At 66.9% G+C, this 13289-nt stretch carries 11 protein-coding genes; 7 read left to right on the top strand and 4 right to left on the bottom strand.

Annotated features, from left to right (window positions below):
- Nucleotides 1-198 precede the first annotated feature (198 nt).
- Both IEX88_RS07350 and IEX88_RS07345 read left to right on the top strand, forming a co-directional pair.
- Nucleotides 199-648 (top strand): DUF2231 domain-containing protein, encoded by a 450-nt coding sequence (locus IEX88_RS07350; RefSeq protein ID WP_188849948.1) that lies wholly within the window; start codon nucleotides 199-201, stop codon nucleotides 646-648.
- Nucleotides 641-2350, top strand: coding sequence for a PQQ-dependent sugar dehydrogenase (locus tag IEX88_RS07345; RefSeq protein ID WP_188849947.1), 1710 nt, complete (start codon nucleotides 641-643; stop codon nucleotides 2348-2350). Before IEX88_RS07350 ends, IEX88_RS07345 begins: the two co-directional genes overlap by 8 nt.
- Before the next feature lie 312 nt (nucleotides 2351-2662).
- Here the strand turns inward: IEX88_RS07345 and IEX88_RS07340 are convergent, their stop codons facing one another.
- From IEX88_RS07340 to IEX88_RS07330, 3 genes are all read right to left on the bottom strand, one after another.
- Nucleotides 2663-3925, bottom strand: a complete 1263-nt coding sequence (locus IEX88_RS07340) for an aKG-HExxH-type peptide beta-hydroxylase (RefSeq protein ID WP_188849946.1) — start codon at nucleotides 3923-3925, stop codon at nucleotides 2663-2665.
- Between the two features lie 3 nt (nucleotides 3926-3928).
- A complete protein-coding gene (locus tag IEX88_RS07335) occupies nucleotides 3929-5083 on the bottom strand; it encodes an FxsB family cyclophane-forming radical SAM/SPASM peptide maturase (RefSeq protein ID WP_188849945.1) in 1155 nt (384 codons plus the stop codon).
- A gap of 93 nt (nucleotides 5084-5176) precedes the next feature.
- Nucleotides 5177-5476 (bottom strand): hypothetical protein, encoded by a 300-nt coding sequence (locus IEX88_RS07330; RefSeq protein WP_188849944.1) that lies wholly within the window; start codon nucleotides 5474-5476, stop codon nucleotides 5177-5179.
- A 394-nt stretch (nucleotides 5477-5870) separates the two neighbouring features.
- On the opposite strand from IEX88_RS07330, the gene IEX88_RS07325 reads away from it, so the two are divergent.
- The 4 genes from IEX88_RS07325 (at nucleotide 5871) to IEX88_RS07310 (ending at nucleotide 10126) form a co-directional block, all read left to right on the top strand.
- Nucleotides 5871-6848, top strand: coding sequence for an alpha/beta fold hydrolase (locus IEX88_RS07325; protein WP_188849943.1), 978 nt, complete (start codon nucleotides 5871-5873; stop codon nucleotides 6846-6848).
- A 209-nt stretch (nucleotides 6849-7057) separates the two neighbouring features.
- The gene (locus IEX88_RS07320; RefSeq protein ID WP_188849942.1) at nucleotides 7058-8554 is read left to right on the top strand and encodes an AMP nucleosidase; all 1497 of its coding nucleotides are present in this window, start codon (nucleotides 7058-7060) and stop codon (nucleotides 8552-8554) included.
- 7 nt (nucleotides 8555-8561) lie between these two features.
- On the top strand, nucleotides 8562-9581 hold the full coding sequence (locus IEX88_RS07315) for an endonuclease/exonuclease/phosphatase family protein (RefSeq protein ID WP_188849941.1): 1020 nt from the start codon (nucleotides 8562-8564) through the stop codon (nucleotides 9579-9581).
- A 248-nt stretch (nucleotides 9582-9829) separates the two neighbouring features.
- Nucleotides 9830-10126 (top strand): hypothetical protein, encoded by a 297-nt coding sequence (locus tag IEX88_RS07310; protein ID WP_188849940.1) that lies wholly within the window; start codon nucleotides 9830-9832, stop codon nucleotides 10124-10126.
- 303 nt (nucleotides 10127-10429) lie between these two features.
- On the opposite strand, the gene IEX88_RS07305 is transcribed toward IEX88_RS07310, so the two are convergent.
- Nucleotides 10430-12076, bottom strand: a complete 1647-nt coding sequence (locus IEX88_RS07305; protein WP_188849939.1) for an electron transfer flavoprotein-ubiquinone oxidoreductase — start codon at nucleotides 12074-12076, stop codon at nucleotides 10430-10432.
- Between the two features lie 318 nt (nucleotides 12077-12394).
- On the opposite strand from IEX88_RS07305, the gene IEX88_RS07300 reads away from it, so the two are divergent.
- Nucleotides 12395-13276, top strand: coding sequence for an alpha/beta fold hydrolase (locus IEX88_RS07300; RefSeq protein ID WP_188849938.1), 882 nt, complete (start codon nucleotides 12395-12397; stop codon nucleotides 13274-13276).
- The last annotated feature ends 13 nt before the right edge of the window (nucleotides 13277-13289 follow it).

The raw sequence follows: 13289 nt of genomic DNA, 5'->3' as shown, positions 1-13289 counted from the left end.
GTCGCATGCCCACGGCGCGCGCATTTGCCGCGTGGGGCGGCCCGGCTGCGCTGCGCGGCCGCAACGTCCTGCCGGGCGCGGCGCCGGGCGAAGCGCGAGGGGTCGGAAGGCCCGTCGGCTAACGGTCTCGCCCCAGGTCCGGCGGAACAAGTCGGGCGGCCGATCGTATCCAAGACACGATCAATCCGGAATGCCGCCATGTCCACCCGCTATCCCTACGATCCCGCGCGCGACGCCCTGAGGCTCAGTTCGCTCGTTGCGCCCTTCGCCTTCGTCAGCTTCGCCTTCACCCTTCTCACCGACATCGCGTTCTGGCGGACGTCGGATCTGATGTGGCAGAACTTTTCCTCCTGGCTGCTCTTCGCCGGCCTCGTCGCCGGCGGCCTCGCCCTGGTCGCCGGCCTTGTGGACCTCGCGCGGCAGGCGACCCGCGAGAACGGGCCGGGCGCGGCTCAGATCGTCGGCTTCCTCGTCGTGCTCGTCCTCGCGCTCTTCAACAGCCTCGTCCATTCCGGCGACGGTTGGACGGCGGTGGTGCCGAACGGAATCATTCTCTCGGCGGTCACCGTGGTGGCGATGATCGTCACTCTCTGGCTCGGGCGCCGTGCGCTGACCCGCGGCATGACTGGAGTGCGTTACGATGACTAAGCCCTCGATCCGTTCGTCGGCCCTCGCCGGCACCTGCCTCGCCCTTCTCGCCCTCGCCGGCTGCAGCGACCAGGGCGGCGAGAATTTCGACGTCTCGACGCAGGTCGGCCCCGATCCCGTTCTGCCCGAGCCGCAGGACAGCCTCATCCCGGACCTCAAGGTCGCGCCCGTCGTCGGCTGGCAGGAGGGGCAGACGCCCACCGTCGCCGAGGGACTGACGATCACCGCCTACGCCACCGATCTCGCCAATCCGCGCACCGTTCACACCCTTCCGAACGGCGACGTCCTCGTCGTCCAGTCGCGCGGGCCGGAAGGCAAGGCGCCGTCGCGGCCGAAGGACATCATCCGCGGCTGGATCATGGCGATCTCGCACGGCGAGACCGGTCCGCAGAAGGAGAGCAACCTCATCACGCTCCTGCGCGACACCAACCGCGACGGCGTTGTCGACGAGCGCCACGATCTCCTGACCGGCCTCGCCTCGCCCTTCGGCCTCGCCTTCGCCGACAACACGCTCTACGTCGCCGCCGCCGACGCGATCCTCGCTTTTCCCTACACGCCGGGGCAGACCGAGATCACCGAGCCGCCGCGCGTGCTGACGCCGCTGCCGGGCGGGCCGATCAACCATCACTGGACGAAGGACCTGGCGCTGAGCCCCGACGGGCGCTTCCTCTACGCTTCCGTCGGCTCCAACTCCAACATCGTCGAGAACGGCCTGGAGGCGGAAAAGGGCCGCGCCGCGATCTGGCAGGTCGACCGGGCGACCGGTGCCGCGCGCGTCTACGCCTCGGGCCTGCGCAATCCGAACGGCTTGACCTTCAACCCGGAGACCGGTGCGCTCTGGGCCGTCATCAACGAGCGCGACGAGCTCGGGCCGAACCTCGTGCCGGACTACATGACGTCGGTGCAGGAGGGCGCCTTCTATGGCTGGCCGTGGAGCTATTACGGCGACCATGTCGACGTGCGCGTTCACCCGCCCCGGCCTGATATGGTGGAGAAGGCGATCGCGCCGGACTACGCGCTGTCCAGCCACGTCGCCGCCTTGGGCATGACGTTCGCAGCCGGCTCCGCTTTGCCCGCGCCCTACACGGCGGGCGCCTTCGTCGGCGAGCACGGCAGCTGGAACCGCGACGCCTTCAACGGCTACAAGGTCGGCTTCATCGCCTTCGAGGCGGGCAAGCCCGTCGGCAAGGTGCAGGACGTCGTCACCGGCTTCCTCGACGGCGACAGTGTTCGCGGCCGCCCGGTCGGCGTCGGCATCGACGGCACCGGCGCGCTGCTGGTCGCCGACGACGCCGGCAACACGGTCTGGCGCGTCGCCAATGCCGACGGTTCGGTGACGCCGCAGCCGGTCGCTACGGACCAGCCGAGCGCCGCCGCGACGTCGACGCCTGCTGCCCCTTCTGTGGATGCCCAGGCCGCGCCCGCGCCGGATGCAGCAGCCGCCACGGCAGCCCCCGCCACCGCCGCCCCGGCGGGTTCGCCGGCTGACCCCGCGGCACCGGCAGACCCGGCAGCCTCGCCTGCCCCGGCAGCACCAGCAGCCCCGGCCGCACCTGCCGCACCTGCGGCACCGCCTGCCCCGGCAGCACCGGCTGACCCGGCGGCACCGACCGCACCGGCTGCCGGAAACGCGCCATCGCCGGCACCGATGGAGGTCGCGCCGGCCGAATTTCCGGCCGGCGCCGGCACTGCCGGTCAGTAGACACGAGCGGGCGGCCGGCATCAGCCGGCCGCCCGCTTCCCCAGCCCATCGCGGATTTCGCGGCTCATCGCATCGGTCGACACCGCGCCTGACAGGCCCGCTTCCGCCCTCCTCCGATCCCGCCCTTGGCTGATCACGCCATGGCTAATCTCGCCGTTCCCGATTGAGCCTGCTGCGGTTTCTGCCCTGCCTTCTCCGCCCAACGTCACCGCTGGTCGATGTCCTTCTGGTCGACGTCCCTTTGGCTCCATAACGCTACCGCGTCGGCGACCGACGATCGGTCGGCCGTCGGCCCTCCCCGTGGGGATTGGCTCAGGCGGCGACGCGCGCCCGTTGCAGTTCGGAGCGCCAGGCAGCGAGTTCGCCGAGGAAGATCTTGCCGGCACCAGTCATGTCGGCGTGCTGACGCACGGCGTTGTCGGCGACATCCAAGGCTTCCAGCCGCCGGGAAAACTGTGCGGCCAGGCCCGCATCGTCAGCCACCATCAGGATCCGCTTCTCCATCTCGGCGACATGGGTGAAGACGAAAAGCCCCTCGAGAATTCCCGAGATCGGCCGGGGATCCTCGCGCCACGGGACCTTGATCCGCACCGTCTCGGTATCGAAGTCGTTCATCAGGATATCAACGACCTGGATGTCCCGCATCTTGATGTGGGCGACCTCGTGAACAAGCATTTCCGCCAGGGCCAGGGTGGGCGCCGGCGCCATGTAGACGACCCCCTGCCGGGAACTGACCGTGTAGGCCCGGTGAAATCCCTCTTCGGGCTCCAGCGGCACGATGCGGTGGACATAGGTGCAGATCTCGTCGACATGATCGGGCCAGACGACGTTCAGCAGCTGGTAGACTTCCCCCAGCTGGGAAAGCGGGGTCGCGGGCACCTCCGAAAAGGGCCGATCTTCCGGGAAGAACTGCATGCCGTCGCGGCGCTGACTGGTCCCCGTCAGCTGTGACCGCAGCCAGGGATCGCGCGGCGTGATGGGAAGGCCGAAGCCCGGTGCCGCCTCTGGCAGGTAGAGACGGTATCCGTTCGCCTCCAGGGTCGGCAGCGGCTCTTCCGGCGCATCCCAGACGTCCTCGCGGGGGATGGCGACGCCGACCCCGTCCGTCAGCCGCGCTTCGAAACCGTCCCCGGCGCTCTGGATGGTGATCAGATCGTTGGCATAGGGCGCGCCGAACTCGATGTAGCGTCCGTTTTCGACGATGCGCAGACCACCGCTGCCGTCCAGCCTCACCACTCCGCTCGACGCCGCGGGCAGCCCGTATGTCCAGACGAGACTGGCAAACTCGCCGGCGAAGCGCTCGACCCATTCCGTCAGACCCAAGCTGGTCGCCCGCTTCATCGCCTTGATCCAGTAGCGGACCGGCGGCGCGAGGAAGAACTGGCGCCGTTCGGTCTCGGACAAGCCCTCGATGGCCTCCCAGCAGAGAGACTCGGCCAGGCCGGGGCCGTACAGCGCGCCGGCCTTTTCCAGAACCGCCTTCATCTGCTGTTCGACGAGGCTCACCACAGTCAAATGGAGATCGAGAGTCGCCTCGGGATCAAACGACTTGGACGTCAATCGGATCAGATCCATGGTCTAGGCCTCCACCATCAGCCCTTCGTGTTGCAGAACACGGCATACGCGGCCGCGAATGTGATTGATCAGAAGCATCAGGTCGGAACAGTAGACGGACGGGTTGGCGAACCCGGTCGCCTCGTCATAGCGATGCGGCATGTATCCGCCCCCGCACTCGTTGACGATGTCGCATCGCTTGCATCGCCGGCACAGTGCCTTGGCGCCGACCTGAAAATCGCGCACGAAAGGATTGGCCGAGACATCGTCGAAGGCGTTGTTCTGGACGGACAGGCCGAGCTTGGTGATGCCGTCGAAGCAACTTTTGAACGCGTCGGTCGGCTCGATGCTTCCATCGGTTTCGACGACGATCACATCGACGGGTCGCCCGCCGATATTGTCCGTGCTGATGGGAAAACCGAAGATCATGCGCAGAATGTTCTCGAAATAGCGCACGGACCGGTCCGGCCTGTTCTGGTCGAACCAAAGATCGAAGAATTCGACCATCCACGCGCCGTAGCTCCGATCGCCTTTGACCGGAGGCGGCGAGCTCCAGTTGGCGTGGGGCAGGCTCAGATCGAACCCCGGCACGTCGATCTCCTGCCAGAAGTCAAACATCTCCGAGGGATCGACGGACGGGTCGACGACGGCCATGACGGTGGAGAAGATCTCCGGCCCCCTGGGATGGGAGCGCAACAAGCCGATCGCGTCCATGACCCGATCGAAGGATCCGAGACCCTTGTGATCGAGGCGATGGGCATCGTGAAAGCGCCGGGGGCCATCCAGGCTCAGTCCGATGCGGACACCCTGCGCCGCCAAGGCATCGATCCAGTCCTCGTCGATCAGAATGCCGTTCGACTGGATGCTGAAACGGATGTCCACCGCGGGCCGAATGATCGATCGAACCCTTTCGATCCAGTCGATCAGGCGGACGCGCCCCATGAGGAGCGGCTCACCGCCGTGCAGGATGATATGAACGCCCGATAAGCCATGGCGGGCGGCGTGCGCGTCGACCTTCGCCGCGAAATGGTCTCTGACCCCGGCCGACATGATCCCGGGCTGATCGCGCCAGGTCCGATCTTTCAGATTGTACATGTAACAGTAACTGCAGTTGAGATTGCAGCGACTGACAACTTTGACCACGAAAGTCTTGCAAGGGTGCGGGAGGTTGCTTGACATCTCGACGACTCCTCCGGCAACGGATCGACCGAAGAGAGCCCAGCCTCGCCATCATCCGACGCTGGAGCCCCTTTGCTGGCCGATGGCCCGGCCCTAGCGGCCCAGCACCCTGCCGACGAGTTCGCCGCCGACGTCCGCCCGAAGCATGCCCATCGATCCCGATCCGAAGGTGGAAAAGGTCGAAAAGGTGGAAAACGAGTCCAGAGCCGCCGCATCCACCATGCTCTGAACGTCCGACAGCGCAGCCTTCACCGCACTCTGCCGGATGCTTTCGATCTGGTCGGTCGAGAGTTTCAGTCCACCGAGATCGATCTTGATCGCGGAACCGGCCGAGGCAGCCTTCTCCGCCGATTTTGGTCCCACCAATGCAAATGTCTTAATCGCGCGCGCCATCACATCCTCCACTGCAGGGGTTGATACAATCACACAATATTGAACATGATCTCTCCCAAGAGACACTGATGGGATAACTCTTACATTAGAATAAGTCAAGACGAAAAACAGGATATACGCTCTATCAGCATTATCTACCGCAACGGAATGTTGCGGTGCGAAAGCTCATCGCGGGCGTTCGGCCCCTCCCGCCCTGCGACCCGGCGATCCCGCGAGCCGCCCGGAGAGGCCGGGGTGACGCGCCGGCCCCGGGGCTTTTGCCTTGGGATGAGGAGGGGCACACTGTGTCCTAAGGCCACCGGCGGTCTCAACGTTCATGGCCTGAGAGGTTCCGTGGACGGTGGGGGTCGACGGCCGCGAGGATCTCCCAATCAGAACCGGAGGATCGGTGGGCATGGCAGGCATCGGCATCACCGGAGGCACCGCGATGAAAGACGACCGGCCGATCGAGGGTTTCTCCCGGTTCGAAGCGCTCGACCAGGCCGGCCGCTCCATCACCTATTATGCCGACGGGGCGCCAGAAGCGGATGCGAAGGACCAACCGCCTCTGCTGGCGGTCTCGATCCAAGGCTCCGGCTGCGACTCCGTCTTCAGGCGGACACCGCAGGGCATCGGCTCGGGTCACCAGGGGCGGTTGCGCGACGCCGGCCGGGGTCGCTACCGGACCCTCGTCGTCGAGAAGCCAGGGGTTTCGCTCTTCGACGAAAGCGAGCAGCCGGGGACGAGCTTCGGCTGCTCGCCGGCCTTCCTGCAAACCTTCACCCTGGACCGTTGGGGGGAGGCCATCCGCGCATCGGTGGAGGACTTCCAGGACCGTGCGGGGCAGCGCTTCGCGAAGACCTTGCTGGTGGGGCATTCCGAGGGGGGGCAGGTCGCGCCCTATCTCTGCGCCCGCCATCCTTGGGTCACACATGTCGCGCTGATCGGAGCGCCGGGGACCAACCAGATCCTGGAGCTGGCCATCTCGGACCTCATCCGGTCCCACTCGGTCCATATCCCCGATGCCACCCGGGCCGTCCAGCGCCTGGTCGACCAGATCTACGGCGGAACCCCGGGCGAACAGGAAGACCGTCGTTTCGAACTGCTCCACGGCCACACCTATGGGAGGTGGCGCTCCTTCCTGCAGACGTCGCCCTTGAGCTGTCTCATGGAGCGAATGCCCCATCTCTACATCGCCCACGGCATTTCCGATGAGAAGGTCTCCTCCCTCTCCAGCACCCTTCTGTTTCTGGAACTGATGCACAAGACGCCGCGCCCCGTCCTCGATCTGATCGAGGACGTGACCCATGGCGTCCGGGATATCCGAAACGGAGAGGACGCGCCGTTGAGGGCGCTGCTCGGGCGGATCGCCGACTGGTTCGTCGGCGCCTGAGCCGCGGCGAGGCGCAATTCCTCCCGTGGCTGTCCGGTCGGCATCCATCGGCGACAAGCCACTCGGTTCATCCGTTATGGCCGTCCGATCTCGCACGCCGCCCGATCATCGAGCGACAGGGAGAGCGAGGTGCCCTGGTCGGGCCGACGCCCCCGCCAAAAATCCCCGCACCGCCTTCCGCCATCCCTGCCCTGCGGCTAGAAAGGGGAATGATCACCGCTTCCAAGACCACCCCCATCCTCGCCTCGCCGGCCCCGGCCCCTGCCCGTCAGTTCGGCGATGCCGCCGCGGCGGTCGCCGAACTGACGCGCCTCTACGAGCGCTCGGTGGCCTTCCTGTGCGAAAACTTCGAGGCGGTGCTGGCCAGCGGCGACACCTCGCGCCGCTTCCGCGCTTTCTACCCGGAGGTGGCGCTGGTCACCCAGAGCCATGCCCGCGTCGACAGCCGCCTGTCGTTCGGCCATGTGCCGGGCCCCGGCAGCTATGCCAGCGGCGTCACCCGGCCCGACCTGTTCAAGCATTATCTGACCGAACAGATCGCGTTGCTCATCCGCAATCACGGCCAGCCCGTCTCGGTCGGGGATTCCTCGACGCCCATGCCGCTGCACTTCGCCTTCCCCGAGGGTTCCTATGTCGACGGCGCCGCGGCGGAGAAGCTCGGCAAGCCACTGCGCGACATTTTCGACGTGCCGGACCTCGCCTCCACCGACGACCGCATCGTCAACGGCAATTTCGAGCCGCAGCCGGGCGAGGCCATGCCGCTCTCGCCCTTCACCGCCCAGCGCGTCGACTATTCGCTGCATCGCCTCTCGCACTACACGGCGACGAGCCCCTGGCATTTCCAGAACTACGTGCTGTTCACCAACTACCAGTTCTACATCGACGAGTTCTGCATGCTCGCGCGCGAATGGATGGCCGAGGGCGGCAAGGGCTACAGCGCCTTCGTCGAGCCCGGCAATGTGGTGACGCCGGCCGGCCACCGCGAGCCGCCGGAGGGCATGGCGCCGCTCCGGCTGCCGCAGATGCCGGCCTATCACCTGATCCGCGAGGGCGGCGCGGGCATCACCATGGTCAACATCGGCGTCGGCCCGTCGAACGCCAAGACGATCACCGACCATATCGCGGTGCTCAGGCCGCATGCCTGGCTGATGCTCGGCCATTGCGCCGGCCTGCGCAATTCCCAGGCGCTCGGCGACTACGTGCTGGCGCATGCCTATGTCCGCGAGGACCACGTGCTCGACGCCGACCTGCCGGTCTGGGTGCCGATCCCGCCACTCGCCGAGGTGCAGGTGGCGCTGGAGGAGGCGGTGGAGGAGATCACCGGGCTCGAGGGCTACGAGTTGAAGAAGATCATGCGCACCGGCACGGTGGCGACGATCGACAACCGCAACTGGGAACTCAGGGACCAGAAGGAGCCGGTCGAGCGCCTGTCGCGCTCGCGGGCGATCGCGCTCGACATGGAATCGGCGACGATCGCCGCCAACGGGTTCCGCTTCCGCGTGCCCTACGGCACGCTGCTGTGCGTCTCCGACAAGCCGCTGCATGGCGAGCTGAAGCTGCCGGGCATGGCGACCGACTTCTACAAGCGGCAGGTGGCGCAGCATCTGCGGATCGGCATAAGGGCGATGGAAAAACTGTCGGAGATGCCGCCGGAGCGGCTGCACTCGCGCAAGCTGCGCTCCTTCTTCGAAACCGCGTTCCAGTAGGCCCGGCATGAGATTTCCCCGGGGCCTCGGCTTCGATCGCGCGCGGCGCCGCGAGACGATCGGCGCGCTGGCGCTCTTCCTCGCCTTCGCTTTCGGCTTCGGCATCGTCGCCGGCTTCTTCGGCGACCGCGTCTACCTCTTCGATACCCTGGCGCAGTTCCGCGCCCATGCCGCCGTGGCGCTGGTGCTGGTGACGGTGGTCCTCGTCTGGGCGAGGCTTTATGCGGCGGCGCTGGCGGCGACGTCCGCGGCGGCGCTCGGGATCGTCACCGTCCTGCCCTTCATCCTGCCTTTGCCGCAGGGCGGGACCGCGCTGCCCGGCGCGCCACGCTACACGTTGCTGCAGATGAACCTGCGCTTCGACGCGCCCGACAAGGCCGCAGCGCTGCGCCTGATCGGCAGCCGCCTGCCCGACGTCGTCACCGTGCAGGAGATCACCGGGGAGTGGGAGCAGGCTTTCGCGACCCTCATCGACCGCTATCCCTACCAGTATTTCTGCGCCTATCCCGACCATGACGGCGATGCCGGCATCCTCTCGCGCCGCCCCTTCGCCGAGGGCGATGCCGGCGTCTGCGACCCGTTCGGCGCCTTCGCCGCCAAGCGCATCGACTTCAACGGCACGCAGGTCGTCATCGGCTCGCAGCACCTGCGCTGGCCCTGGCCCGGGCGGCAGTGGCGCCAGGTGGCGGCGCTCGCGCCGAAACTGGCCGGCCTCGGCGATCCTCTGATCATCGCCGGCGACTTCAACTCGGCGCCCTGGACCGCTTCCGTCCGGGCGATGGCGGCAGCCAGCAATACCCGGATCATCCCCGGCATCGGCCCGACCTGGCTGTTCAGCGTCCTGCCGTCCTTCCTGGCGCGCAGCGTCGGCCTGCCCATCGACAACGTGCTGGCCTCCGACGGCATCGAGATCCTCTCCGTCGAACGCACCGAGGCGACCACGTCGGAACACCTGCCGGTGCTCGTCACCTTCACGCCGCGCTTCGCCCGTCCGCAGGAGCCGGCGGTGCAGACGGTGGCGCGGTAAGACTCTCGATCCTTCCGCGACGCTGACAGATTTATGATCCCGGCCCCGGGGCCGGGAGCCAGCATGTCTGCCGGCTCATCCTGCAGCTCCGGACGTGGTGAGCCGCGGCATCAGGCTTATATATGTTAAGAGCTTAACCAGAGCGCTCAAACCATTTGGCGCAGGAGACATGTCGATTGAGATCTTTATTAGCGTGGGTGTTTGTTTTGCTCGTGTCAGCGCCCGGTGCCGCCCTGGCAGCGGATGACTTGAACACACAGATCCAGCGCTGCCTGACCATGCCGCAAGGCACCAAGAACAGTATTCCCCCCCTGGAGATCAGGGTCGATGCCGCCGGCGCCGTTCTCGATATCGGGACGGTCGGCGAGCCGCCGGTGGCCTTGTCCCGGCGATTTGCGATTCAGGCCGCGGCACGGGATATCCGACGCTGCGCGCCCTATGTCGTCCCCGCCCCCGGCATTTATCCCGTCACCATCGGCGACCAGGCTGACGGCCGCAATACACGAGGCGGCGCTTTCGACCCGCTGGGCCCGATCGCACCGTAGGATCCGTGACGACGCGGCCTCGCGCCAGGGCTGCCGATGCTGCAAGCCTATCGAGGTCCATACCCTTCAGAATAGTCATTCTCGGGCTTGACCCGAGAACCCATGCCGAGACCTAACGGCTGCCAAATCGGTTCAGGATGGGAAGGTCCACCGTCCTCGGTCGCGTTCGGCGGTTTGGCATGGGTCCCGGATCAAGTCCGGGATGACTATGTTCGGGCGGAGCGCCTTTTCGTCGCCGGAGCGGATGCTGCTCTGGGGCATCGATCACTCTCGTCGCCCCGCCCGATCGCCCCGCCGCCTCTCCTACATCGTCTGATACACCGGCCCCTCGCCGCCCTGGGGCGGGACCCAGGTGATGTTCTGGTTGGGGTCCTTGATGTCGCAGGTCTTGCAGTGCACGCAGTTCTGCGCGTTGATCACGAAGGTCGGGTCGGCACCCTCGACCCATTCGTAGACGCCGGCCGGGCAGTAGTACTGCGACAGGCCGGCATAGACGTCGTGCTCCGAGCGCTTCTGCAATTCCATGTCCCTAACCTTCAGGTGCACCGGCTGGTCTTCCTCGTGGTTGGTGTTCGACAGGAACACCGAGGTCAGGCGGTCGAAGGTGAGCGTGTTGTCGGGCCGGGGATAGGCGATCGGCGTGTGCTGTGCCGCGGGCTCGGTCGACAGATGGTCCGGCTTGCCATGGCCGAGCGTGCCGAAGAAGGAGAAGCCGAGAAGCTGGTTCGTCCACATGTCGATGCCGCCGAGCGCGACGCCGAGCGCCGTGCCGAATTTCGACCACAGCGGCTTGACGTTGCGCACCCGCTTCAGGTCGCGGCCAATCGAGGAGGCGCGCCAACCGTCCTCATAGGCCTTCAGCCGGTCGTGCGCGCGGCCGTCCCGGATCGCGTCGACCGCGGCGTCCGCTGCTTGCATGCCGGACGCCATGGCGTTGTGCACGCCCTTGATGCGCGGCACGTTGACGAAGCCGGCCGAGCAGCCGAGCAGCGCGCCGCCGGGGAAGACCAGTTTCGGCACCGACTGGTAGCCGCCCTCCGAGATCGCCCGCGCGCCATAGGCGATGCGCTTGCCGCCGGCGAGCAGCTCGGCGATGTCGGGATGCGTCTTGAAGCGCTGGAATTCCTCGAAGGGCGAGAGATAGGGGTTCTTGTAGTTGAGGTGGACGACGAAGCCGACATAGACCTGGTTGTTTTCCAGGTGATACAGGAACGAGCCGCCGCCGGTCGCCATGTCGAGCGGCCAGCCGAAGGAATGCTGCACGAGGCCGGGCTTCGCCTTGGCCGGGTCGATCTCCCAGAGCTCCTTGATCCCGAGGCCATATTTCGGCGGCTCGCGGCCCTCGTCGAGGCCATAGGTGCGGATCAGCTCCTTAGCGAGTGAGCCGCGCACGCCCTCGGAAATGAAGACATACTTGCCCATCAGCGCCATGCCGCGCTGGTACATCGGGCCGGGCGTGCCGTCCTTGAGAATCCCCATGTCGCCGGTGGCGACGCCGATGACGACATTGGATTCGTCATAGAGAATCTCCGAGGCGGCAAATCCCGGATAGATCTCGACGCCGAGCGCCTCCGCCTTCTCCGCCATCCATTTGGCAACGAGGCCGAGCGAGACGACGAAATTGCCGTGATTGTCCATCAGCTTCGGCATAAGGCGGTTGGGCAGCCGCACGCCGCCCTGCGCGCCGTAGAAGTAGAACCGGTCCTCGGTGACCTTCTGGCGGATCGGCGTCTCCTCCTGCCGCCATTCCGGCAGCAGTTCGTCGAGCGCGCTCGGGTCGAGCACGCAGCCGGACAGGATGTGGATGCCGACTTCGGCGGCCTTCTCCAGGACGACGACGGAGAGTTCGGGATCGCGCTGCTTCAGCCGGATCGCTGCCGACAGGCCGGCGGGTCCCGCGCCGACGATGACGACGTCGAATTCCATGCTCTCGCGTTCGGTCTCACTCATCTCAGCCAGTCTCCGTCGGTGGTCCGCCGCGCGCGCGCAGCCGTCTGCCCAGAACAGGCCTTCGGGCCGGTTTGAAGGCGGGGAAGAGCCTTTTTGGCGCCGCGGGCGAAGCGCATCGGCCTTCCCGGCTTAGAATAGGTCGAAGGCGCGGGCAAGCGCGGCCTTTTCGCGCCGGCCGGCCGCCGCTTTGCGCCGCCGGCGATCCGGGCTCAGGGACCGCCCTCCGGCTCGATGGCTTTCCGCAATTCTCGCCGGCCGCGTCTCCCCCGAATGCAAAGCATTGGTTACAAAGAGCGGCGTGAGTCGGAGCGGCCCTTCATGAAGCATATCGACGCCGGCGTGCTAAACGTCGCCTATTTCGAATCCGGCCCGGCCGACGGGCCGCCGGTGATCCTCCTGCACGGCTTTCCCTACGACGCCCATGCCTGCGACGCGGTCGCCGCGCTGCTTTCGGCGGAGGGGAAGCGCTGCATCGTGCCCTTCCTGCGCGGCTATGGCGGCACGCGCTTTCGCGACCCCGCAACGCCCCGCTCCGGCGAGCAGGCCGCTCTCGGCGCCGACCTCCTGGCGCTGATGGATGCGCTCGACATCCCGAGCGCCGTCCTCGCCGGCTACGACTGGGGCGGCCGAGCCGCCTGCGTCGTCTCGGCCCTGTGGCCGGAGCGGGCGAAAGGCCTCGTCAGCTGCGGCACGGGCTACAACATCCAGAACATCGCCGCCGCGGGCGTGCCGGCCGATCCGGAAGCCGAACGCCGCTTCTGGTACCAGTATTATCTCCACGGCGAGCGCGGCCGCGCCGGGCTCGCCGAAAACCGCGACGCCTTCTGCCGGCTGTTGTGGATGCTCTGGTCCCCGACCTGGGAATTTGACGAAGACACGTTCGCGCGCTCGGCGAAGAGCTTTGCCAATCCCGACTTCGTCGACGTCGTCGTCCACTCCTACCGCCACCGGTTTGGCCTCGTCGCCGCCGACCCGGCCTATGACGCGATCGAACGCCGCCTCGCCGCCCAGCCCACCGTCACCGTGCCGACGGTCGGGCTGCAGGGCGCCGACGACGGCGTCGACCCGCCGGGAGAGACGGACGAAGACGCGCCGCACTTCACCGGCCCTTACGAGCGAAAAATCCTCTTCGGCGTCGGCCACAACGTGCCGCAGGAGGCACCGGCGGCGTTTGCGGCGGCGGTGCTGGCACTGGGGTGAAGGGTGTCAGAGC

The organism is Aureimonas glaciei (assembly GCF_014643375.1).
Taxonomy (GTDB): domain Bacteria; phylum Pseudomonadota; class Alphaproteobacteria; order Rhizobiales; family Rhizobiaceae; genus Plantimonas; species Plantimonas glaciei.
This window is presented reverse-complemented; position numbering and strand designations above follow the sequence as displayed.